Raw genomic sequence first — 23,623 nt, 5'->3', positions numbered from 1 at the left:
GAAAGCGGATTAGCCTGCCGCAGTGGACGGTCAGCCTGGGACGAACCTGCTCGGAGAACTGCGGCGTGTGGCCGGACTGACGCAGGAGGAACTGGCGGAACGCACCGGGCTGACGGTGCGCGGGATCAGCAACATCGAACGCGACCGTGTCGCCCGGCCGCGGCGGCGGTCGCTGGAGGCCCTGGCCCGCGGGCTGGGGCTGCGGAACGACCAGATCGCCGGATTCGTGCGGCATTATCTGCCGGACGCCGACCCCGCTCCGCGGCCGGCCAGTGCGCCGCCTTCGGCTTCCGTGCCCGCCCAGCTGCCGTCCGGAAGCACGTCGTTCACCGGACGGCATGACGAGCTCGCGATACTCGACGACCTCGCCGCCCGCCGTGACCGGGCCGTGGTCGTCGCCGTCCTCGAAGGTATGGGCGGGGTGGGCAAGACGTCGCTGGCCGTGCACTGGGCGCAGTCGGTGCGCGTGGAGTTCCCGGACGGTCAGCTGTTCGCGAACCTCCGTGGCTACGGCCCGGGCGCGCCTGCCGACCCGGCCGAGGTGCTGCATTCGTTCCTGCGCGCGTTCGGCGTGCCGGGCGCGGAGGTGCCGGCGGACCTCGACGGCCGTTCGGCATTGCTGCGCAGTGTGCTGGCCACGCGTTCGGTGCTCGTCGTCCTCGACAACGCGCGGTCGGCGGACCAGGTCCGGCCGCTGCTGCCCGGGCACGCCGGCTGCGTCGTGGTCGTGACGACCCGCTCGACGTTGCAGGGGCTGGCGGTCAGCGACGACGCTCACCGGGTCACCGTGCCACCGCTCGACGAACACGAGTCGGTCGCGCTGCTCGGCCGGTTCACCGGCAGGGCCCGGCTCGGCGCCGACGAGACCGCGCTCGCCGAGGTCGTGTCCGGCTGCAGCGGGCTGCCGCTCGCGCTGCGCATCGTCGGCGAACGGCTGGCGCACGACCGCGGCCTGGCGGAGGTGGCCGCGGCGATGCGGTCGACGAACGACCGGCTCGACGCGTTCACCACCGAGGAGGCGAGGACGTCGCTGCCGGCGGTGTTGTCGTGGTCGTACGAAGCACTGCCCGGCGACGTCGCGAGTGCGTTCCGGCTGCTGGGTCTGCACCCCGGGCAGCACTGGGACGCGACCGCCGCGGAGGTGTTGCTGGACGCCGACGCGGCCGAGACGCGGCGGTTGCTGCGGGCGCTGGTGGCCGGACATCTCCTGGAGCACCGGGTGGACGGCCGTCACGAATTCCACGACCTGGTCCGCGACTACGCGCGCAGCCTCGCCGATCGTCGGCGGCCGGCCGCGATGCGCCGTCTCGCCGGGCATTACCTGTCCGGCGCGGCCGCCGCCGCGGACGCGATCGCGGCGAGGGATCCGAACCGGCGGCCGCTGCTGACCCCGGAGGTCGGCGGCCGGACGTTCGAGAGTCCCGAGGAGGCGGCTTCCTGGCTGGCGACCGAACTGCCCACGCTGCTCGCGATCGCCGAGGAGTCGGCGGGCGCGGGCGGCACCGCGTACGCCCGCGACCTGTCCACTGTGCTGTGGCAGGCACTGCGGCTCCACGGCCACTACGACGCCTTGCACACGCTGCACGGCTTCGCGCTCGCCGAGGCACGACGGGCCGGGGACCCGTTCGGCGAACAGCAGGCGCTGACCGACGTGGCCGCCATCTGCGCCCGCGTCGGCCGGTACGACGAAGCCGTCGAGAGGCTCACCGCCTGCCTCGAAGTACCGGGCAGCCGGACCGCGACCGCCCGCGCGCTCACCACGTTGGGCACGGTGTACGCCCAGCTGGGCCGGTACCCGGAAGCGGCCCAGCACCTCCGGGAGGCCGTCGAACTGGCCCGCGAGGTCGGCGACACGCTCAACGAAGGCCGGGCGTACGGCAATCTCGGGTTCGTCCACGAGCATCTGGGCGAGCTGGACGCCGCCTTGGGGAGTTATCAGCGGGGGCTGGACATCGCGGAGCGGATCGGCGACAACGCCGCCGTCGCGATCTCCCTGCACAACCTCGGCGACGTCTACCGGGCGCTCGGCCGCTACGAGGAAGCACGCGAGCACCTCGACCGGTCGCTGATCGTGAGCCGGGCGGCGGGCCACCGCGAGGCCGAGGGCTACGCGCTGGTGTATCTCGGGCTGGTGCACCTGCACCTCGGCGACCCGGTGACCGGGCGCGAGTACGAGGAGCAGGCGCTCGAAATCGCCGCCGCGACCGGTATCCGTCCGCTGGAAACGCTGGCGCACAACGGCTTGGGCGACAACGCCCGGGCAGGCGGCGACCGTGCGGCGGCTTTGGCGCACTACCTGCGGGCCCGCGACGTCGCCCAGCTGACCAGCGAGCAGCACGAAGAAGCGCGGGCGCTGGACGGCATCGCGGCGACCTACGAGGACGCCGGCGAGACCGAAAAGGCCCGTCCGTACCGCCACCGCGCACGCGCCCTGTACGACGCCATGGGCATCCCCGGCTGAGCGATAAGCGATCACGCGTGATCAGAAGGCGCACACGCGTGATTGGAAGCGGAACTCGCGTGATTAGACGGCGAACACGATGATCGCCCTCTGATCACGCGAGATCGCCGTCTGATCACGCATGATCGCCGTTCAATCACGCGAGTCACGTCTTCGATCGCGGTCCGTGTGCCTGTGGTTCCGGTTGGTGAGCGGGGTTCGCCGACCGGAACTTCCGGCGTCGAAGTTCCGGTCGGTTGTTCATGGACCGTGCCGGTCCGGCCCCAGTTGAATCGGCCGAGGTCCACTTCGGACCGACTGGGGCGTAAAGGAGTTCGGCGGAGTTGCGGGCAGAACTGGGCAGGGCCGGCCGGGTACACGAGGCGTTCGAGGACCAGGCGGGCCGGACCCCGCACCGCGTGGCGGTCGTCGCCGGAGACCGGCGGACGACCTACCGGGAACTGGACGAGGCCGCGAACGCCGTGGCGCACGCCCTGCTGGAACGCGGTATGTCGCGCGGCGCCCTGGTCGGCGTGCGCCTGCGTCGCGGACCGTGGCTCGTGCCAGTACTGCTCGGCGTGCTAAAGGCCGGTTGCGCGTACGTGCCGCTCGACCCGGCCGCCCCCCGTGCGGCGATCGCCGACATCGTCGAGGACTCCGGGCTGCGGCTGGTCGTGGTGGACGAACCCGGCGCGGACGAACCGGTTCCGACCCTCGCCGTCACGGACATCGACGTCACGCGCACCACCTCCCCCGGCGTCACCGGCGCGGGTTCGGACCTCGCCTACGTGATCTACACGTCCGGCTCGACCGGACGGCCCAAGGGTGTCGAAGTCGAACACCGCAACGTGCTCGCGTTGCTGCGCTGGGCGGCCGCCACCTACTCCGACGACGAACTGCGGGGTGTGCTCGGTGCCGCCTCGGTGTGTTTCGACGCGTCGGTCGCCGAGTTGTTCCCGCCGTTGGTCACCGGCGGGAGCCTCGTCCTCGCCGAGAATCTGCTGGCGCTGCCCGGTCTTCGCGACGAAGTCACGTTCGTGCAAGGCGTCCCGTCCGTGCTCGCCGTCCTGGCCCGCACACCGCTGCCGCCTTCCGTGCGGACCGTCGCCATCGCCGGCGAACCGCTGAGCCGCGCGCTCGTCGACCGGATCCACCGCAACGACGGTGTCCGGCGGATCGTCAACTGCTACGGCCCGACCGAGGCCACCGTCAACTGTTCGTCGTACGAGGTCGGGCGGGACGAACGGACCGACCCGCCGATCGGGACCCCGTTGCCCGGCGCGGAATTCTCCGTACGGGACCGGGACGGTCGTCCACTCGGTGACGGCGAAACCGGCGAGCTGTGGGTCAGCGGCGCGCTCGTGACCCGGGGTTACCTCGGACGGCCCGAGCTCACGGCGAGCAAGTACGTGACCGAGGACGGCGTCCGGCACTACCGCACCGGCGACCTCGTCCGGCGGCAGGACGGCGTCTACCACTTCGCGGGCCGTGTCGACGACCAGGTGAAGGTCCGCGGGTTCCGGGTCGAACCCGGCCAGGTTCAGGCGGTGCTGCTGACCCATCCAGCGGTCGGCAACGCGGTCGTGCTCGCCCCTGCCGACGAATCCGGGGAACGACGGCTGATCGGGTTCGCCGAACCGGACGGCGATCGGCCGACCGAAGCGGAATTGCTCGCCTGGCTGCGCGCACGACTGCCCGGACACCTCGTCCCGTCCCGGATCGCCGTCCTCGACGCGATCCCGCTCGGCACCACCGGGAAGGCCGACCGGGTGGCACTGGCGGCCTGGGTGTTCGATCGCGACGCCTCGGCCGAGTTCGTCGCTCCGCGCACCGACACCGAACGGCTGGTCGCCGAAGCCGTCACGGCGGCCTTCGGGCTGGCGGACATCGGCGTGCACGACCGGTTCACCGATTCCGGCGGTCACTCGCTCGCCGCGGCGCGAGCGGTGGCACGGCTGCGCGAAACCACTCACCGTGTGATCAGCCTGGAGGACTTCCTCACCGACGGCACGGTGGCCGCCGTCGCGCGGCGGCTCGACGAAGCCCCGGTCGTCGAACCGGCGGCGGAACCGGTCAGCGATCCGCGCCGCGAGGTCTTCCCGCTCACCCACACGCAACGCGACCTGTGGACCCTCGCCCAGCTCAGCCCGACGGGCACCGCCACGACGGCCGCCTGGCGCCTGCGTCACCAGGGCCCGTTCTCACGCGAGGCGATCCAGAGCGCGGCGGACGCGCTGGTGGCCCGGCATCACGCGCTGCGCGGCACGGTCCAGGATCACGACGGCGAGCCGCGGTTCGTCATCGGCCCCCCGGCCCCGGTTCCTCTCGAGGTCCTCCAGGCAGGTGAGGAATCGGCCGCCGCGGCGCGGCACGCGTTCGACCTGCGCACCGAATCCCCGTTGCTGCGGATCACGGCGCTCCGGGTCGCCGACGAAGTCACCGAGCTGATCGTCGTTTCCGACCACATCGCCACCGACGGCGTCTCGATCGGCGAGCTCATGACCGGTCTGGCGGGGGCGGACGCGCCGGAGCCGGGGGCACAGATCGGTGACGTCGCCCTCCGCGAACAGGCACTCGTGCGAGACGACCGGCTGACGCGGTACTGGTCGGCCGAACTGGCGGGAGCGGTCCCGCCCGACGCGCTCTTCGACCGGCCCGCCCCCGGAACACAGCGGTTCCTCGGCGAGCGGGTGACCGTCCCCTTGCCCGAAACCCTGCGCACGGCGGTGGACCGGCTCGCCTCGACCTCGGGGGTCACGCCCTTCGCGGTCTATCTGTCCGCGCTGGGCGTGCTGACCGGTTCGCTGGTGAACGGCTCGGACGTCCTACTCGGGACGGCCGCGGCGCGCCGGGATTCCGCCGATCTCACCCATACGGTCGGTCCGCTGGTGGAGGTGCTCCCCGTCCGGCTGCGCCCGGATCCGGCCGGTTCGTTCCGCGACCTGCTGCGCACCGCCATGACGACCACCGTGCGGGCCATCGACCACCGCGGCCTCTCATCGGGCGAGCTCACCGAACTCTGGGGCGGCGACCGTCCGGCCGGGATGCCGCTCACCCCGGTGTCGCTTTCCGTGCAGCCCGCCGGGCTGCCGGTGTCGGTACACGGGCCGGGCACCCGGCTGGACCTGCTCGGCGAACTGCCCACCGGCGGCAGTCACGCCCCGCTGACGGTCTTCGTCAACGAGCACGTCGACGGCGGTGAGCTGATCCTCGAGCACGATCCGGCGTTACTCTCCCCCGCCCGTGCGCAGTGGTTCACCCGGTCCCTGTTGCACATCCTGCGGTCCGCACTGTCCACTCCGGACGCCGAATTGTCCACTTTGGACCTGATCGGCGACGACGAACGCGCGGAGCTCACGGAATGGGGCACCGGCGCCCCGCTGCCGCCGTCCGAGGCGGTCAGCGTCCCGGACGCGGTCCTGCGCCACGCCGAACGCGCACCGGACGCGCTCGCGGTGTCCACGCTGACCTATCGCGAACTGGTCGCCCGTGCCGACCGGGTCGCCCGCGCCCTGGTCGCGGCGGGCGTCCGGCGAGGGGACGCGGTCGGAGTGTGCCTGCCCCGCGACGAACTGCTCCCCGCGATGCTGCTGGCCGTGTGGCGGGCGGGTGCCGGGTATCTGCCGCTGGACCCCGACCTGCCGCCCGCCCGGCTCGCCCAGCTCGTCACCGAGGCGGGTGTGGAGGTCGTCCTCACGCGCGGAAGCACCCGCGACGTCGCTTTGCCGGGCACGGTGCTCGACGCCGATTCTGTCCCTGACGCCGAGGCGGAGCTGGTCGTGCCGAGCGGTGACTCGCTGGCCTACGTGCTCTACACGTCCGGCTCGACCGGGCGGCCGAAGGGCGTCGAGGTGACGCACGCGAACCTGCACGCCTTCGTCCGATCGCGCCGGCTGTCCCACGGCATCGCGCCGGGCGACACCATGGCGGCGATCGCACCCTTGGCGTTCGACGTCTCCGTGGAAGAACTGTGGTGGCCACTCGCCTCGGGCGCACGGTGCGTGATCGCCGACCGCGACCAGGCCGTCGACGGCCATCAGCTCGCCCGGTGGATCACCGAAAACGGCGTCACCGTCGCCGATCTGACGCCGACGAGCCTGCGGATGCTGCTCGCGGCGGACTGGCCGGGCGACCCGTCCTTGCGGCTGCTGCTCGGCGGTGAAGCGCTCGACACCGACCTCGCCACACGGGTGTTGCCGCTGGTGGGCGAGCTGTGGAACGGGTACGGCCCGACCGAGGCGACGGTCGCGGCGACCGCGCACCGCGTCACTCCCGGCGACACCTGGGTGCCGATCGGCGGACCGACGCCCGGCGCCCGCCTGTCCGTACGCGACACCGGCGGCAGACCCGTTCCGGCGGGCGCGATCGGTGAGCTGTGGATCGGTGGGAGCGGCGTCGCGCGCGGCTACCGCGGGCACCCGGAGCCGGCCGCGTTCGTCACCGAGGAGGACGATCGCTGGTACCGGACGGGCGACCTCGTCCGATGGCGGCCGGAGGGCACGCTGGAGTTCCTCGGTCGCGCCGACGACCAGGTGAAGGTGCGCGGCAACCGCTTCGAGCTCGGCGAGATCGAGGCCGCCCTGCGGTCACTGTCCGATGTGGACGACGCGGCGGTCGCGGTGATCGCGGACGGCGTCGACGCCCACCTGGCCGGCTACCTCACGCCGGCGTCGGCCGACCCGTCGGCCGCCCAGCGACACGTCGGACGGCTGCTGCCGGGATACATGGTGCCGAGCCGCTGGCTGACGCTCGACGCGCTTCCGTTGCTGCCCAACGGGAAGCTCGACCGGCGTGGGTTGCCTCCGGTGCCGTCCGCCACGACCGCCGCGGCGGCCCCGCTCTCAGCGGACGAGGAAGTGGTCGCCGAGGTCTGGCGATCCTGCCTGGACGTCGGCGAGATCGGCCCGGACAGCGATTTCTTCGCCCTCGGCGGCCGGTCCCTGGCGGCGACGCGGGTGGTGGGGACGCTGCGTGAGCGGGCGGTCCACCGGATCACCGTGCGGACGCTGTTCGACCATCCGGTGCTGTCGGACTTCACCGCCCAGTTGGGCGGCCTGCGCGCGGAACCGGCGGGTCCGGTCGAAGAACTGGTGGCGGTCGTCTGGGCCCAGACGCTGGGCCACGACCGGGTCGGCGCACTGGACGACTTCCCGTCACTCGGCGGTGATCCGGCGAAGGCCGCCCAGGTGGCGGACCGCCTGTCGGCGGCGCTCGGTTTCCCGATCCCGGCGGGGAGCGTGCTGGAGCACCCGGTCTTGCGCGAGTTCGCCAAGGCACTGAACGCCATGGCCATGACGGCCCTCGAATCCGTGCCCACGGGCGGCACGGCATGACCATCGACCAAAGGCACCACATGACCGCGGCACCGCACCTTTCCAGTCTTCTCGCGCAGCGCGCCGCAGCCGCCTTGCGCGGCGACACCACGGAGCGCCCCACGCCGCTCTCCCCCGCGCAAGCCCGGCTGTGGTTCCTCGCCCGCTTCGAACCCGACGGGCACGCCTACAACATCCCCGTCACCCTCGAACTCACCGGACCCGTCGACACCACCGCGCTTCTCGCCGCCGTCCGGGACGTCGCACGGCGGCACGTCGTCCTCCGCAGTGTCCATCGGGAGATCGACGGCGAACCCCGCGCCGTTCCCCGGTCCGCCGATGACGTTCCAGTGTCCACTGTGGACGTCCTTGGCACGGAAGCCGACCGGCCGTTCGCCCTCGCCGACGAGCCGCCCATGCGAGCCACGCTCTTCCAGGCCGCGGAAGACCGCCACCTGCTGGAACTGACCTTCCACCACATCGCCATGGACGCCGCCTCGGTCGACGTCGTGCTCGAAGATCTGGCCGCCTGCTATGCCGCCCGGCTCGGCCTCCGTCCCGCGCCCGAACCGCCGGACCGCCAGTACGCGGACTTCACGCCTCCCCACCCGCACGAGGACGATCTGGCCTGGTGGTGCCGGCAGCTCGCGGGGACCGGGGTGCTGGAACTGCCCGTCGACCGGCCGCGTCCCGTCGTCGCCTCCGGCGAAGGCGCCGAGGTGCCCGTCGAGATCCGGCCGGCGCTCACCGACCGGATCCAGGACGTCGCCAGGGAGGCCGGCTGCACGCCTTTCGCCGTCCTGCTCGCCTGCTGGCAGGCACTGCTCGGACGTCTCGCGGGCACAGACGACGTCGCGGTCGGTGTCCCGGAATCGGGACGGCGGCAGCCTGGATCGGAACGGGTCGTCGGCTGCTTCGTCGACACCCTCGTGCTGCGCACCGATCTCTCCGGCGTCACCACCGGCCGCAGCCTGCTCTCCGCCGTCCGCGACACCGTGCTCGACGCCTTCTCGCACCCGGACGTGCCCTTCGAGCGCATCGTCGAACGGCTCGCGCCCAAGCGGAGCCTCGACGCCTCGCCGATCTTCCAGGTCATGCTCAACGTCCTCGACGACCCGCCGGGCACGCCCGAGTGGCCAGGGCTCGACGCGCGGGTGCTCCCGGCGCCGGTGCGCGGCGTCAAATTCGATCTGAATCTCGCACTGTCCCGAGTGGACGGTGCCTACCGTGGCGGGCTGTCCTTCCGCACGGACCTGTTCGATCCCGGCACGGCCGAACGGATCGCCCGGTGGTTCGTCGCGCTCCTCGACGGCGTCACCGCCGACCTCGACCGGCCGGTCGCCGGCGTCCCCCTCGAAACGGTGACCGGCCCCGTGCTCGTCGGGCCCGCACCGGAAACCGCCGAATACCCGCCGGTGCACGTGCTCATCGAGCGGACCGCCGACCGCGTCCCGGACGCCGTCGCCGTGGTCGGCTCGACCGGTTCGCTCACCTACCGGCAGCTCGACGAGCGGGCCAACCGGCTCGCGCATCGGCTCCGCGAACTGGGCGTGACCGCGGACGAACCGGTCGGGATGTTGCTGGAGCAGGGCACCGACGTCGCGGTCGCGGTGCTCGGCATCATGAAGGCGGGCGGGGCGTACCTGCCGATGGACACCACCTACCCGCCGTCGCGCGTGGCCGCCATCCTTCGCACCGCGAATGCCCGGATCCTGCTCGTCCAGCCAGGTCTGGACGCCACCGTTCCCGGCGTGACCGTCCTGACCGTCGACGACGCCGTCACGGGGCAGCCCGCCACACGGCCGGACGTCGCAGTGGCGGGACACGATCTGATCCACGTGATCTTCACTTCCGGTTCGACCGGCTCTCCCAAGGGCGTCGCGGTCGAGCACCGCAATGTCGCGCACTACCTCGCCGGGATGCTGCCCCGGCTCGGCGACGTGGCGGGCGCGTCGTTCGCAGTGGTCTCCACGCCTGCGGCCGACTTCGGCCTGACCTGCGTGTACGGCGCGCTGACCACCGGCGGCACCGTGCATCTGGTCGAGCGGGACACCGCGATGGATCCGGAGGCGTTCGCCGGCTATCTGGCGGAGCATCCGGTCGACGTGCTCAAGTGCGTGCCCAGTCACCTGGAACTCCTGGCGCGTCACGGAGATCTGGCCTCGGTGCTGCCGCGTGCGTTGCTCATCCTGGCGGGCGAGGCCTGCCCGTGGTCGCTCGTCGAGCGGGTCGAGGCGGCCAGGCCCGGGCTGCGCGTGCAGAGCCACTACGGGCACACCGAGAGCACGATGATCTCGATGACCTGCGACGTGGCCGCCATCCCCGGCCACGAGCGGGACGGCTACGTACCGCTCGGCACCCCGCTGCCCGGCGTGGTCGGTTATCTCGTCGACCGCACCGGTGCGGTGGTGCCGCCCGGGATGACCGGCGAGCTGGTGATCGGCGGTCCGCAGATCACGCGTGGCTATCTCGGCGACGACACCCAGACCGCCGACCGGTTCCGGCCGGATCCGCTCGGCGCGGGTGTCCGGTGCTTCCGCAGCGGGGATCTGCTGCGTGTGCGCGCCGACGGCACCGTCCAGTTCCGCGGCCGGGCCGACGACCAGGTGAAGGTCCGCGGCAACCGGGTCGAGCTCGGCGAGGTCACCGCGGCACTGCGGGACGTCGACGGCGTCGCCGAGGCCGTCGTGCTGCCGGTGGGCGACGGCCTCGACCGGCGCCTGGCCGCTTGGCTCGTCGGACCAGGGCTCGACGTGGCGACCGTACGCCGGACACTGCGGGAACGGCTGCCGGACTACATGGTTCCCGCCTCGCTGACCGTGCTGGATCGCTTGCCGCTCAACGCGAACGGCAAGATCGACCGCGCCGCGCTTCCTCAAGCTTCCGCGCCCGCCCCGGCGGTGCGCCGCCCGGTCGCCACCCCGGCGGAACGGCTGGTCGCCCGCGTCTGGACGGAGGTCCTCGACCGGTCCGACGTCGGCGCGGACGACGACTTCTTCGCCGTGGGCGGCCATTCGTTCGCCGCGGTCCGGGTCGCCGGACGGCTCGGTGAGGCGCTGCACCGGGAGGTGTCGGTGCGGACGCTGTTCGAGTACCCGGTGCTCGCGGATCTGGCCGCGGTGCTGGAGGCCGACACCGGCGGGGTGTCCGGCGGCGCGCCGATCCCCGTGCGCCCCGATCCCGAGGCTCCGGCGCCGCTGTCTTCGGCGCAGGCTCGGCTGTGGTTCCTCGATCTGCTGGAGCCCGGATCCGCCTACAACAGGGACATCGTGCTGCGCCTGCGCGGCGAACTGGACACCGACGCCCTGGCCCGCGCGGTGCGTGAGGTCGCGGCCAGGCACGTGGTGCTGCGCAGCGTGATCGAAGACCGCGACGGCACACCGATGGCCGTCCCACTGCCCCCGGACGCGATCGAACTGTCCCTTGTGGATACGGATGACGTCGTGGCCGCGTATCGGGCCGAGGTGGAACGGCCCTTCGCGCTCGACCGTGAGCCACCGTGGCGGGCGAAGTTGTTCCGCGTCGCCGACGACGACCACGTCCTGGCGATCACCATCCACCACATCGCCACCGACAACTGGTCGCGGGGCATCATCGGCACCGACCTCGCGGACGCCTACAGCGGCCGGACGCAGAACCCGGTTCCCGTCCAGTACGCGGATTACGCGGCCTGGCAGGCCACGCGGCAACGTCCGGAAGACCTCGATTGGTGGTGCGAACGCCTCGCCGGGCTTCCACCCCTGCTCACCCTGCCCACCGACCGGCCCCGGCCGCCGGTGGCCGCCTGGTCCGGCGGGCACGTCCGCTACACGCTCTCCGCCGGTCTCACCGCGACGCTCCGTCGTGTCGCCGGCGAGACGGGCACGACCCCGTTCATGATGCTGCTCGCCGGCTGGCAGGTCCTGCTCGGCAGGCTCGCGGGCGCCGACGACGTCGCCATCGGTGTGCCGGAGGCCGGACGCCACCACTCGGGCGTCGAAGCCACGGTCGGCTGCTTCGTCAACACGCTCGTGCTGCGCACCGATCTGGGTGGCGAGCCGACCGTGCGCGAACTCCTCGGCCGGGTCCGGGAGACCGTGCTCGGCGCGTTCGCGCACGCGGAAACGCCATTGGAAGCGATCATCGAGCGGCTCAGACCGGACCGCACGATGTCCGCGACGCCGCTGTTCCAGGTGCTGCTCAACGTCCTCGACCAGCCCGCGCCGGAACCGGTCATCCCCGGTCTCGACGTCACGCCGCTGCCCTCGGCCACCGAACGCGTGAAATTCGACCTCAGCATGGCGCTGGTCAACGACGGCGACACCTACTCGGGCGAACTCGCTTACCGGACCGATCTCTTCGACGCCTCGACCGCCGAACGGATCGTCGCGGACTTCCAGGACCTGCTCGAAGTCCTTCTGTCCGATGTGGACGCCACGGTCGGCGTCACGGTCGTTCCCGGCGAAACGGTCGTCCCCGCCGTGGCGAAGCGAGGAGGCGGCGTCCCGGCGACACCGTCCGAACAGCGGGTCGCCCAGGTGTGGGCGCAGGTGCTCGAGGTGCCCGAGGTCGGCGTCGACGACGACTTCTTCGCGCTCGGCGGGCATTCGTTCACCGCGGTGCGCGCGGTGCGGTTGCTCGACGAGCGGTTGCGCGTCATCGACCTGTTCCTGCGCCCGACCGTCCGCGAACTGGCCGCCTACCTCGACGCGGGCGAGGAGACCGGCGGCATGCTCCACCGTCTTTCCCCGGCGCGGGCGGGCGCGGCGGAGGTGACGTTGATCTGCGTGCCGTACGGCGGTGCCTCGGCCGCGGTGTTCCAGCCCCTGGCCAACGAGCTGGACGGCGTCGACGTCCGCGCGGTCGAACTGCCCGGCCACGACGTCGCCCGCCCGGACGAGGAGTTCGGCACGATCGACGAGATCGTGGCCGCCCTCGCGGACGAGATCGGCCGGACGGTCACCGGGCCCGTCGCGGTGTACGGGCATTGCGTCGGTTCGGCGGTCGCCACGGCGCTGGCCGCGCGGCTGGAGGCCGACGGCCGGACCGTCCTGGGTGTGGTCGTCGCGGGCAGCTTCCCGGCCGCCCGCCTGCCGGGCCGTCTCTCCGCCTGGCTGCAGCGGAAATTCCCGCGCGAGCGGTGGGTGTCCGACCGGCTCTACCGCGACACGCTCCGCGCGGGCGGCGGCCTTCTCGACGACATGGACGAGAAGGCGAGCACCGCGATGCTGCGGGGCCTGCGGCACGACGCCGCGCAGGCCCAGGCCTGGTTCGGCCGCGAACTCCGCACCGAAACCAGGCTGTCCGCGCCGATCCTGTGCGTGGTCGGGGCGAGCGACCCGGCGACCGAGCTGTACCGGGAACGCCACCGGGAATGGGGTGCCTTCGCCGACCGCGTCGATCTCGCCGTCCTCCCGAAGGCGGGCCACTACTTCCTTCGACACCAGGCCGCGGAGGTCGCCGCCATTCTGCGGACGCGGCTCACCCAGTGGGCGGCCGGGGAACTGCCGCCGCGCGTGACCGACGTCCCGGTGGCCGCCGGCCGCCGCGGGCTGCGGGCCTTCTACACGGTCGCCGGTGGCCAGGCGATGTCGATGATCGGCAACGAACTCAGCTCGTTCGCCCTCGGTGTCTGGGCCTACCAACGCAGCGGGCGGGTGTTCGACCTCGCGCTCGTGGTGCTCCTGGCCAGGCTGCCGAGCATGCTGCTGACCCCGGTCGGCGGCGCGCTGGCCGACCGGTTCGACCGCCGCCGGATCATGCTGGCCTGCGATCTGGTGAGCGGGACGGCGATGGTCGCGCTCGCCGTCCTCGTCGCGCTCGGGCGGCTGGACCTGCCGACGGTCTGCGTGATCGTCGGGGTGACGTCGCTGGCGTCGGCGTTCCACCGGCCCGCGTACCTCGCCGCGATCGCCCAGCTGGTGCCGAAGCCGTACCTGCCGCAGGCGAACGCGCTGGCCGATATCGGGATCGGGCTCGGCACCGTGCTCGGCCCGATCCTCGGCGGTGTCCTCATGGGACTGTCCGGCCTGACGTCGGTCGTCGTGGTCGACGCCGCCACCTTCGCCGTCGGCGTCGTGACACTTCTGGCCGTGCGCTTCCCCGACCGGCTCTTCTTCACCCGGCAGGAGCCGTTCCGCAAGGCGCTCACCGGCGGCTTCCTGTTCGTGCTGCGCCGCAAACCCCTGCTGGCGATGGTCGGCTATTTCGCCGTGGTCAACTACTTCACCGCGCTGATGTGGGTGGTCATCACGCCGCTGGTGCTGTCGATCGGGACACCCGGCGAGCTCGGGTTCGTCAGCGCCGCGGGTGGTGTCGGTGCCGCGGTGGGAGCCGTGGTGGTGATCTGGTGGGGCGGAACGAAACGCCGCGCCACCGGGATGATCGGGTTCGTCATCGGCTCCGGTCTCGGGGTGCTGCTGATGGGGGTCTGGCCGTCGGCGCTGGTCATCGCGGCGGGCCTGTTCATCCGGCTGGCCTGTATGAGCATCGGCAACGCGCACTGGCTGTCGATCATCCAGACGAAGGTCGGCCAGCATCTGCAGGGCCGGGTGCTCGCGATCAACGTCATGCTGGCCACGGCCATGTCGCCGCTCGGGTTCCTCACCGCCGGCGCGCTGTCCGACTGGTTCGGCCCGCTCGCCCGCGGGTTCGGCGCGCTGGATCCGGTCACGGCCAACGATGCCCACGCCGGGGTCGCCGCGCTGATGGTGTTCTCCGGGATCGTCCTGGTCGTCTGGGGTGTGCTCGGGCTGCGGTACCGGCGGCTGCGGGACATCGAGGATCTCCTGCCGGACGCCGCCCCGCCCACCGAGGTCGACGCCGACCTCGACCGTGTCCAGGCGCTCGCCGACCGGGCGGTGGCCCGATGACGCGCCTGGTGACCGGGGCCGACGTCGTGCGGGCGGCCGACCGGATCCGGTACTCCGTGCGCCGCACCCCCGTACTCGGGCCGGTCGACGGACTGTGGATCAAACCGGAGAACCGGCAGCGGACCGGTTCGTTCAAAGTCCGTGGCGCGCTCAACGCGGTCGACGGGTTGACGGGCCACGTGCTGGCCCAGTCGTCCGGCAACCACGGTCGCGCGGTCGCCTACGCCGCGGCCCGCCAAGGGGTGAAGGCCACGGTGGTGCTGCCCGAAACGGCGCCCGTGCTGAAGGTCGACGCGGTCCGCGCGCTCGGCGCCGAGGTGGTCGTCGTGCCACCGGGCGAACGGGAATCCGCGACGGCCGAACTGCTGGCCCGCACCGGCGCCACCCTGATCACGTCGGCCGATTTCGCGGTGATCGCCGGCCACGGCACGGTCGGCGCGGAGATCGTCACGGATCTGCCGGACGCGGGCACGGTCCTGGTCCCGGTCTGCAACGGCGGCCTGCTCGCGGGCGTCGCCGTCGCGGTCAAGGCGTACTCGCCGGGAACGCGGGTCGTCGGTGTGGAGCCCGAACTCGCCGCGGACGCCGCCGACTCGTTCCGCACCGGCCGCCTGACGCGCTGGCCGGTCTCGCGGACCTACCGGACGATCGCCGACGGCTTGCGTGCCCCGGTGCTCGGCGAGCTGGCGTGGGAGCACGTCAAGACGCTCGTGGACGACGTCGTCACGGTCGAGGAGGAGAGCATCGTCGCCGCGCAGGCGTTCTTGTTCGACCGGTTCGGCGTGGTCGCCGAACCGAGCGGTGCGGTGGCGACCGCCGCCCATCTGACCGGGCGCGCCGGGTCGTCGGGAAGGGCGACGGTCGCCGTCGTCTCCGGCGGGAACGTCGCCGCGCCACCACTGGGGGCAAGGAGAGAGCAGGTGTCCGTTGAGCACGGCTGAAATCGGCGGTGTGCTCGCCACGATCGGGAACACTCCCTTGGTCGCCCTGGACCGGGTCGTCCCACTGGCGGGTTCCCGGGTGTTCGCGAAACTGGAGAAGTTCAACCCGGGCGGCAGCGTGAAGGATCGGACCGCGCTGAACATGCTGCGCGGCGAGATCGGCTCCGGCAGGCTCGTGCCGGGCAGATCGGTGGTCGTCGAGTCCACGTCGGGCAATCTCGGTGTCGGCCTCGCCCAGATGTGCGCGTACTTCGGGCTCGACCTGGTGTGCGTGGTCGACACCCGCACGACCGCGCAGACCCTCGCGCTGCTGCGGGCCTACGGTGCCACGGTCGAGGTCGTCAGCGCCCCGGTGGACGGCGATCTGCTCGGTGCCCGGATCGCCCGGGTACAGGAGCTTCTCGCGCTGCTGCCGGACGCGTTCTGGCCCGATCAGTACGCGAATCCGCTCAACCCGGCCGCGCACGAGCACACGATGCGCGAGATCGCGGACGCGCTCGACGGCCGTGTCGACTATCTGTTCTGCGCGGTCAGCACCGGCGGCACGATGCGCGGCTGCGCCGACCACATCCGGCGGGAAGGGCTGAGCACGAAGCTGATCGCGGTCGACGCCGCCGGCAGCGCGATCTTCCACGTGCCGACGGAGGAACGCCGGATCCCAGGCCACGGCGCCGGACGGAGGCCGCCGCTGGTCGACACGTCCGCGGTGGCCGAGGTCGTGCACGTGACCGATCTCGAATGCGTGCGGGCCTGCCGGACGCTCGTCGCGCGCGAAGCCATCCTCGCGGGCGGTTCCTCAGGCGCGACCGTGGCGGCGCTCGCGAAGCTGCGTGACCGCATCCCGCCCGGCTCCCGGTGCGTACTCGTCTTCCCCGACGACGGCAACCGCTATCTCGACACCATCTACTCCGACGCGTGGGTCCGCGGTCACTTCGGCGAAGTGCCCGACGTGACCGCCCGCGCCCTGGCCACCATCTCCTGAGGAGCCTTCCCTTGCGTCACCTCATCTCACTCGACGACCTGACCGACGACGACCTCCGCGCCATCGTCCGCCGTGCCGTCAGCCTGGCGGAACGGCCGCGCGCGACGTACTCCACTTTGGACGGTGCGGTCGTCGGCATCCACTTCCGCAAGACCTCCACCCGCACGCGTACCGCGTTCTCCGCGGGCGCGCTGCGGCTGGGCGCCCGGATCATCGCGTACGGTCCGAACGATCTGCAGACCAACACCGGGGAGTCGATCGAGGACACCGGACGCGTGCTGTCGTCGATGCTGGACTTCCTGGTGGCGCGCACGGCGGCCGATCCGGCGGAGCTGCGGGCCATCGCGGCGCAGGACCGGATGGCGGTCGTCAACGCGATGAGCGCCGACGAGCATCCCACCCAGGCGCTGGCGGACCTGACGACGATCGTCCAGCGCTTCGGCCGCGTCGACGGCGTCCGCATGCTGTACGTCGGTGAAGGAAACAACACGGCGGCGGCTTTGGCGCTGGCGCTCAGCCGGTTCCCCGGCACCGAACTGCACCTTCGCACCCCGCCGGGCTACGGCGTCGACCCGGATGTCCTCGAGCGCGCGGGCAAGCACGCCGCCCGGCATGGTTCGTCCCTTGTGGAGCGACACGACGTCCTCGACCTGCCCGGCGGCGTCGACATCGTCTACACCACCCGATGGCAGACCACGGGAACCGCCAAACCGGACCCCGATTGGCGCACGGTGTTCGCGCCGTTCCAGGTGACCGCGGATCTGTGGCGGACCAGCCCGGACGCGGTGTTCCTGCACGACCTGCCCGCACACCGGGGCGAGGAGGTCACGGCCGACGTGCTCGACGGGCCGCGTTCCATCGCCTTCGCCCAGGCGGAGAACAAGCTGTACAGCGCGATGGCCGCGCTCGAGTGGTGTGGCGGGGAGGACCTGGCATGAGCTGGTTCGACGTGGCCGACAGCGGCCTGTCCGGTGCGGGCGAGGTGACGATGCTGTCCCGCGAAGAGGTCCGTGAGTGCCTGACGAACCTCGACCCGGTCGGCGTCGTCCGCGAGACACTGGCCGACCACGACCGCGGCGTCGGTCTCCTGCCTGCCGAGGCGTACTTGCGCTGGGAGAACTCGCAAGGCGCCTACACCCGGTCGATCGGGATGCCGGGCGCGGTGCGGTCGTCGTACGGCATGAAGATCATCAACGCCAGCGTGTCGAACCCCGCCCGCGGGCTGGAACGCGCGGGCGGGATCGGCCTGTGCTTCGACGCGGAGACCGCCCGTATCACCACGATCATGGAGGCCGGTCTGCTGAGCGCGGTCCGGACGGCGGCGGTGAGCGCGGTGGGGGTGGACGCGCTGGGCTACGGCGGCGCGGTTTCGCTCGCCGTCGTCGGATGCGGCGCGCAGGGCCGGATGCACGCGGCGCTGCTCGCCGAACGGCTGCCGTCACTGCGCGAGGTCACGCTGTACGACCGGTCTCCGGAGGCCGCGCGGGCCTTGGCCGCCACCCTGCCGGCGGGGATTTCGGCGCGGGTCTGCCCGACCGCGCGGGAGGCGGTGTCCGCGGCCGGGATCGCCGTGTTCACGACCACGATGGACGTGGGTTACGTCGAGCCGGATTGGGCGTCGCCGAGCGCGTTGCTGATCAACGTCTCCCTCGGCGACCTGACGGACGCGGCGTTCCGCGACGCGGCGGCGGTGTACGTCGACGACGTGGACCTGGTCGCCGACAACCCGCGCCGGCCGCTGGGCCGCCTGATGGCGGAAGGCATGTTCGCGCGCCCGGGTTCCGGCGGGTCCGCGCGTCCCCTCGACGGCACGCTGGGTGGAATCCTCACGGGACGGCACAGCGCGGACGGGGTCGCGTCGCCGTATGTGGTGCTGAACCCGTTCGGCATGGGAGTCCTCGACGTCGCGCTGTACGCGGCGGTCTCCGCGCAGGCCCGGACGGAAGGTCTCGGTACCGTTGTCCACCTCGGCTGAGGACACGGGGGAAGCCATGAGCGAGCAGCTGTCCGAACCACTCCATGGTGTGCGCGGTGCCGCGCTGCTCGTGCGGTTCCTCCTCGAACTCGCCCTGCTGACCGGTGCGGCGGTCGTCGCCTGGCGGCTGGGGCCGGACGGATGGCGGTGGGCGGCCGTGGTCCTCGCACCGCTCGCCGTCGCGGTGTTCTGGGGACTGTTCCTCGCCGAGAAGGCACGCGTCGTGCTGGCCGAGCCGGTCCGGTTCGTCCTGGAAACGGCGCTGTTCCTGGGCGTCGGAGCCGGGTTGATCGCCGTCGGGCTGACCTGGCCCGCCGTCGTCGGCGTCGCACTGTGGGCCGCCGACCGGATTATCCTCGCCGTCACCGGGAACGAGTGAACAGGAGCGGGTGTGACCGACGACGTGGCCGGCCGGGTGATCAAGGCCGAGCAGGACCGGATCCGATGTCTCCTCGACGTGGATCGCGACACCTACGACCGTTTGCACGCCGAGGAGTACCGGTTGTGCAACCCGACCGGCACCGTGTGGACGAAGGCCGAGTACCTGGATCTCCTCACCACCGGGCGCGTCATTTACCGGGAATTGAGGCTGGTCGGTGATGTGGACGCCATCGTCGGCACCGACATCGTCGTCCTCCGCTACCGGTGCGTCATCGAACTCACCGTCGACGGCGCGGACATCCCGCCGCACGAGGCCTGGCACAGCGACGTGTACACCGATGCCGGCGGCATGTGGCGTTGTGTCTGGTCTCAGGCCACCGGCATCATGGATCTCCCGTCGGCCGCGCCCTGACCCGGCACGAGGAAGGCGCGGGCCCGCCAGGGGTCGTGAGTGATTTTGGTCGTTCTAACGCCCTTTATCACTCACGACCCACACCCGGAACCGCGCGGGCCTCTCCTATCACGCGATGAGGGACGCTTTGCCCGCGTCATATGCGGCTAAAGCCCCCTTCACCCCCAATGCCAGAAGAACTCAGGCCTTGAAGGTGCTTTCAAGGAGAGCGAGCAGCCGCTCCCAATGGCGCCGCGATCCGGCGGCGTCGAACGCGTCGGTGTCGGACATCGTGTAGCCGTGGACGGTGCCGGGGTAGATCTCGCAGCTGTAGTCGACCCCGGCGGCGTCGAACGCGCGGCTGATCTCGGTGATCGCCTCGGGTGTCATGTCGCCCTCGGCGAGGCCGAGGTGGACTTTCGCGGCGAGGTCCGGGATCCGCCGGTGCGGGCTGTCGGATTGGTCGGTGACGAGCGCGCCGGGATGGAATCCGGCGACGGCGGCGACCCGGTTGGGGTGGGCCGTCGCGGTGCGCATCGCGAGGACCGCGCCCATGCAGTAACCGATCGCGGCGACGGGCCCGGCGCCGACCTCGGGCCGAGCGGTGAGGAAGTCGAGGTAGGCGCCGGCGTCGCTCAGGGCGCGTTCGGTGGTGTGCGCCTCGATGAGCGGCATGATCTGGCCGAACAGCGTGGGCCGGTGTTCGGCGGTGATGTGTTCGGGAAGGTCGAACACCGGCGCCGGGCGGTGCCGGTAAAAGACATTGGGAACCAGGACGTAGTAGCCGTGATCGGCCAGTTCGCGGGCCATGTCCCACAGGACGGGGCGTGGCCCGAACGCGTCCGGGTACAGGAGGACACCCGGATGCGTTCCGCCTTCCTCGGGGTAGGCGGCGAAGGCGTCGGACCGGCCGTCGGATGTGGGGATGCTCAGTGTGGTGGAGGGAATGGCGGTGCTCGCTTTCTCGTCGGCGTACCCCGAACGTAGACGATCAAGCCCGGCTCAGGCGCAGCCGATCGGCCAGCCCGGCCGAGGTGAACGCGGCCACCAGCTCGTCGCGGCCTTCGGTGAAGTGGTTCCAGCTGTCGATGTGCACGGGGACGACCGTGCGGGCGCCGAGGATGCGTGTCGCCTCGGCGGCGAGCTCGCTGTCGAGGACGAGCAGGGCGCCGTCGAAGACCGGCTTCAGACGCGGGGCCCCGGCGAAGAGCACGGCGGTGTCGACCGGCCCGAATCGTTCCGCGACCTGCCGGACGACGTCGAGTGAGGCGTTGTCGCCGCTGACGTAGACCGTCGGCAGGCCGTCGCCGGTGAGCACGAAGCCGACGACGTCACCGCTGACCTTGTCCGCCGAAGGTCCGTGGACCGCGGGTGCGGCGGTCACGGTCACGACTCCTCCGCCCGGCCGGTCCAGTTCGACGGTCTCCCAGTTCTCCAGCCCTTTCGCGGTGCCGCCCAGCCTTTCCGCCCCGCTGGCCGTGGTGAGCGTCAGCGGCACGTCGGCGAGCAGTTTCCGGCCGGAGTGGTCGAGGTTGTCCGGGTGCTCGTCGTGGGAGAGCAGGACGGCGTCGAGGTGGCCGAGGTCCGCGGGGTTCGCCGACGACGGCGCCGTCTTGGTGAGGCCGGGTCTGCCGTTGGGCCTCGGGTAGTAGCCGGGCTCGTCGAAGGTCGGGTCGGTCAGGAACCGCAGACCGCCGTACTCGATCAGGGCGGTCGGCCCACCGAAGACCTGGACGGAGAGCTGGTCGCTGATCTGGTTCATCATCCACCTCACGGATAGGTACTGTTCTTTCCGTGAGCGACCCTATCCAGTTGTCACGGAAGACCGCAACTACTTCCGTGAGAGTTTCTCATGGATGAAGTCAGCGCCTACCATGAGAACGTGGACGACACCGCTGCCCTTCCTCCTGCCCCGGGCGCCGAGCAGTACGTCGCGCTGGCGCTCGCCAACACCACGATCGCGCTGCCCGGCGGACAGTTCACCGATTTGCTCGGCACTCCGGCCGCCGCGACGGACTGGCTCGCCGAACGGGGCCTCGCCCCGGTCGACGCCGGTCTTCAGGAGCTGTGCGCCGGCCTGGTCCGCTCGTTGCGTGAGCAGGTTCGGATCCTTCTCGCGTCGCGCGCCTGTTCGGATCCGGTTCCGCAGAGCGCGCTCAACGCCGTCAACGAGGCGCTGAGCAAGGCACCCACCGCCGAACTCCTGCGCTGGGACCCGGCCCGGGGGCTATACCGCACCGCGTCGCATCCGATCACCCAGATCGTCGAGCACGCGTTGGCGACCCTCGCCGCCAACGCCGCGGATCTGCTGACCGGGCCGGACGCGGAGCGGATCGCGGCCTGCGGTTCCCCGCCGTGCACGCGGTTCTTCCTGCGCAACGGACGGCGCCAGTGGTGTTCCGTGCGCTGCGGCGACCGGGCCCGTGCCGCCCGCGCCTACGCCAGGCGCTCGCAACCGGCGGCGTCGGCTCAGCGGTAGGACGCGAAGCGCTCCAGCAACGGCTTCGGGGAGTCTTCGGCGAAGCACAGGACGAGGCTTTCGGCAGACTCCGCCGCCGACGCCTCACTACGCGGGAACAATTCCGTCTCATAGGCCTTCAGTGCGGCTTCGACGTCGCCGGGATGCGCGACGAGAGCGAGGCCGAGTTCGGCACCGTCGAGCATCGCGAGGTTGGCCCCCTCGCCGGCGAATGGCGACATCAGGTGGGCGGCGTCCCCGAGAAGGGTGACGCCGGGTACCCGATCCCAGCGGTGACCGATGGGCAGCGCGTGGATCAGCCGAGGGACCAGTTCGCCGTCGGCGTCGGCGATCAGCGCGCGCAGAGCGGGGTCCCAGCCGTCGAAGTGGTCCAGCACGGCGGCCTTCGCGGCAACGGTGTCGCGGAAATCGATGGTGGAGATCCAGTCCTCGGCGATCTTGAGCGCGATGTAGACGTGGAGGCTGCCGGTGCTGTCGTGATGCCCCAGAAGTCCTTTGCCCGCAACGAGTGCGAAGAACATGCCGTCGCCGGCGAGCGCGGCACTCGCGGGGTGGCGTTCCTTGGCGTCGTGAAGGTGGATGTCGACGAAGGAGATGCCTTCGTAGGCCGGTTCGGCGTCGGAGAGCAGGCGGCGAACCTTGGACCACGCGCCGTCGGCACCGATCAGCAGGTCCGTCGTGAACGACGTGCCGTCGGCCAGGGTCACCTCGTGCCTGCCGTCGCCGAGCGGGCGTGCGCCGGTGCTTTTGGCGTTCCAGCGCACGGTGCCGTCGGGCAGGGAGCCGAGCAGCAGGTCGCGGAGGTCGCCTCGGGCGACTTCGGGGCGGCCGCCGTCTCCGTCGTCGGTCTCGTCGAGGTGCACGACCGCGTGCCGGTCGAGGATGCGCATGGCCTCGCCGCCGGTGTGCACGAGCGCACGGAACTCGTCGTGGAGCCCGGCGGCCCGCAGCGCGGCCTGTCCGGAATCCTCGTGGATGTCGAGCATGCCGCCCTGCGTGCGGGCGGACGGCGACGCGTCTAGGTCGAAGACCGCGGCTTCGATGCCGTTGACGTGCAGGACGCGGGCCAGGGTGAGTCCGCCGAGGCCGGCGCCGATGATCGCGATGGGGTGGTGTGTGGTCATGTCGGGTTCCTTTCCGGCGGCAGGCCGGTGTGCGTGATTCCGGTGATCAGCACCCGCAGTCCCCACGACATCCGCTGCTCGGGCCGTCCGGTGAGCAGGTCGGCCGCGTGGGCGGCGATCTGGGGGTGGGTCGTCTCGTCGGCGTCCCGCACGGCGCGGATCAGTGCGTCCCAGTCGTCCGGCGAGTCCTGCTCGGCGTGCTCGGCCGCGGTCGATGTCGCGTGCTGCAGGAGGATGTCGATCCCCCAGGCGCGCCGCTCGGCGGGCACGTCGCCCTCGGCGAGCAGGGCGAGCAGGTTCTCGACCAGGCCGAGGTAGTTCTCGCCACTCGGGCGGGCCACCAGCGCGGACAGGGCGAGACCGGGGTACTCCAGCAGCGTCGTGGTGTAGGCCGTGAGCAGCCGTTCGAGCCGGTCGCGCCAGGAGCCTTCGGCCGGCGGCGCGGTGATGGTGCCGAGGAGTTCGTCCAGGATCGCCGCGTGCAGTTCCGCGGTGTTGCGGACGTAGACGTAGAGCGAGGCCGCGCCGGTGTCGAGTTCCTGCGCCAGCCGTCGCATCGTGACCTTCCGCAGACCTTCCTCGCGCAGGATCGCGACCGCGGCGGCGACGATGCCGTCGCGGGTCAGCGCGGGTTTGGCCGGTCGTTCCCGGCGGCTCTTCGCAGGTGCCATGCCACCACTGTAACGAACATGTTCGTTACGAACAAGTTCGTCACAGGTCACAGCGGTGTGCTGCTGCCTCTAACGG

14 protein-coding genes are annotated in these 23,623 nt (G+C 71.7%); 10 read left to right on the top strand and 4 right to left on the bottom strand.

What is annotated here, in order from left to right:
* Nucleotides 1-22 precede the first annotated feature (22 nt).
* From ED92_RS14145 to ED92_RS14105, 9 genes are all read left to right on the top strand, one after another.
* On the top strand, nucleotides 23-2,461 hold the full coding sequence (locus tag ED92_RS14145) for a tetratricopeptide repeat protein (protein WP_052120552.1): 2,439 nt from the start codon (nucleotides 23-25) through the stop codon (nucleotides 2,459-2,461).
* 323 nt (nucleotides 2,462-2,784) lie between these two features.
* A complete protein-coding gene (locus ED92_RS14140) occupies nucleotides 2,785-7,773 on the top strand; it encodes a non-ribosomal peptide synthetase (RefSeq protein WP_037337897.1) in 4,989 nt (1,662 codons plus the stop codon).
* Nucleotides 7,770-14,603, top strand: a complete 6,834-nt coding sequence (locus ED92_RS14135; protein ID WP_081975790.1) for a non-ribosomal peptide synthetase/MFS transporter — start codon at nucleotides 7,770-7,772, stop codon at nucleotides 14,601-14,603. Before ED92_RS14140 ends, ED92_RS14135 begins: the two co-directional genes overlap by 4 nt.
* Nucleotides 14,600-15,544 carry a threonine/serine dehydratase gene (locus ED92_RS14130; protein WP_037337894.1) on the top strand — a complete coding sequence of 315 codons (945 nt, stop codon included), beginning with the start codon at nucleotides 14,600-14,602 and terminating at the stop codon, nucleotides 15,542-15,544. Before ED92_RS14135 ends, ED92_RS14130 begins: the two co-directional genes overlap by 4 nt.
* The gene (gene sbnA, locus ED92_RS14125; protein ID WP_037337892.1) at nucleotides 15,531-16,526 is read left to right on the top strand and encodes a 2,3-diaminopropionate biosynthesis protein SbnA; all 996 of its coding nucleotides are present in this window, start codon (nucleotides 15,531-15,533) and stop codon (nucleotides 16,524-16,526) included. Before ED92_RS14130 ends, sbnA begins: the two co-directional genes overlap by 14 nt.
* Nucleotides 16,527-16,537: 11 nt before the next feature.
* Nucleotides 16,538-17,464: an ornithine carbamoyltransferase gene (locus ED92_RS14120; RefSeq protein ID WP_052120550.1), complete on the top strand. Its 927-nt coding sequence runs from the start codon at nucleotides 16,538-16,540 to the stop codon at nucleotides 17,462-17,464.
* On the top strand, nucleotides 17,461-18,501 hold the full coding sequence (locus tag ED92_RS14115) for an ornithine cyclodeaminase family protein (RefSeq protein WP_052120548.1): 1,041 nt from the start codon (nucleotides 17,461-17,463) through the stop codon (nucleotides 18,499-18,501). Before ED92_RS14120 ends, ED92_RS14115 begins: the two co-directional genes overlap by 4 nt.
* Before the next feature lie 16 nt (nucleotides 18,502-18,517).
* Nucleotides 18,518-18,880, top strand: a complete 363-nt coding sequence (locus ED92_RS14110) for a YrdB family protein (RefSeq protein WP_052120542.1) — start codon at nucleotides 18,518-18,520, stop codon at nucleotides 18,878-18,880.
* A 12-nt stretch (nucleotides 18,881-18,892) separates the two neighbouring features.
* The gene (locus ED92_RS14105) at nucleotides 18,893-19,294 is read left to right on the top strand and encodes a nuclear transport factor 2 family protein (protein ID WP_037337889.1); all 402 of its coding nucleotides are present in this window, start codon (nucleotides 18,893-18,895) and stop codon (nucleotides 19,292-19,294) included.
* A gap of 180 nt (nucleotides 19,295-19,474) precedes the next feature.
* Here the strand turns inward: ED92_RS14105 and ED92_RS14100 are convergent, their stop codons facing one another.
* Together ED92_RS14100 and ED92_RS14095 are read right to left on the bottom strand one after the other, a co-directional pair.
* Nucleotides 19,475-20,221 carry a dienelactone hydrolase family protein gene (locus ED92_RS14100; RefSeq protein ID WP_037337887.1) on the bottom strand — a complete coding sequence of 249 codons (747 nt, stop codon included), beginning with the start codon at nucleotides 20,219-20,221 and terminating at the stop codon, nucleotides 19,475-19,477.
* A gap of 43 nt (nucleotides 20,222-20,264) precedes the next feature.
* Nucleotides 20,265-21,035, bottom strand: a complete 771-nt coding sequence (locus tag ED92_RS14095) for an MBL fold metallo-hydrolase (RefSeq protein WP_152610928.1) — start codon at nucleotides 21,033-21,035, stop codon at nucleotides 20,265-20,267.
* Nucleotides 21,036-21,125: 90 nt separating this feature from the next.
* On the opposite strand from ED92_RS14095, the gene ED92_RS14090 reads away from it, so the two are divergent.
* Nucleotides 21,126-21,752, top strand: coding sequence for an ABATE domain-containing protein (locus ED92_RS14090; RefSeq protein ID WP_037337880.1), 627 nt, complete (start codon nucleotides 21,126-21,128; stop codon nucleotides 21,750-21,752).
* Here ED92_RS14090 and ED92_RS14085 read toward each other — a convergent pair.
* The gene (locus tag ED92_RS14085; RefSeq protein ID WP_037337877.1) at nucleotides 21,743-22,876 is read right to left on the bottom strand and encodes an NAD(P)/FAD-dependent oxidoreductase; all 1,134 of its coding nucleotides are present in this window, start codon (nucleotides 22,874-22,876) and stop codon (nucleotides 21,743-21,745) included. The genes ED92_RS14090 and ED92_RS14085 overlap by 10 nt on opposite strands.
* Entirely contained in the window at nucleotides 22,873-23,547 is a 675-nt protein-coding gene (locus ED92_RS14080; protein WP_037337874.1) for a TetR/AcrR family transcriptional regulator, read from the bottom strand. The genes ED92_RS14085 and ED92_RS14080 overlap by 4 nt, the downstream gene beginning before the upstream one ends.
* Between the last annotated feature and the right edge of the window lie 76 nt (nucleotides 23,548-23,623).

This window comes from Amycolatopsis sp. MJM2582, from assembly GCF_000754115.1.
Taxonomy (GTDB): domain Bacteria; phylum Actinomycetota; class Actinomycetes; order Mycobacteriales; family Pseudonocardiaceae; genus Amycolatopsis; species Amycolatopsis japonica.
This window is presented reverse-complemented; position numbering and strand designations above follow the sequence as displayed.

Coding starts and splice junctions, on each gene's coding strand:
- ED92_RS14090 (WP_037337880.1), top strand. CDS start 21,126: ATGGATGAAGTCAGCGCCTACCATGAGAACGTGGACGACACCGCTGCC.
- ED92_RS14085 (WP_037337877.1), bottom strand. CDS start 22,876: ATGACCACACACCACCCCATCGCGATCATCGGCGCCGGCCTCGGCGGA.
- ED92_RS14135 (WP_081975790.1), top strand. CDS start 7,770: ATGACCATCGACCAAAGGCACCACATGACCGCGGCACCGCACCTTTCC.
- ED92_RS14095 (WP_152610928.1), bottom strand. CDS start 21,035: ATGAACCAGATCAGCGACCAGCTCTCCGTCCAGGTCTTCGGTGGGCCG.
- ED92_RS14130 (WP_037337894.1), top strand. CDS start 14,600: ATGACGCGCCTGGTGACCGGGGCCGACGTCGTGCGGGCGGCCGACCGG.
- ED92_RS14110 (WP_052120542.1), top strand. CDS start 18,518: ATGAGCGAGCAGCTGTCCGAACCACTCCATGGTGTGCGCGGTGCCGCG.
- ED92_RS14115 (WP_052120548.1), top strand. CDS start 17,461: ATGAGCTGGTTCGACGTGGCCGACAGCGGCCTGTCCGGTGCGGGCGAG.
- ED92_RS14080 (WP_037337874.1), bottom strand. CDS start 23,547: ATGGCACCTGCGAAGAGCCGCCGGGAACGACCGGCCAAACCCGCGCTG.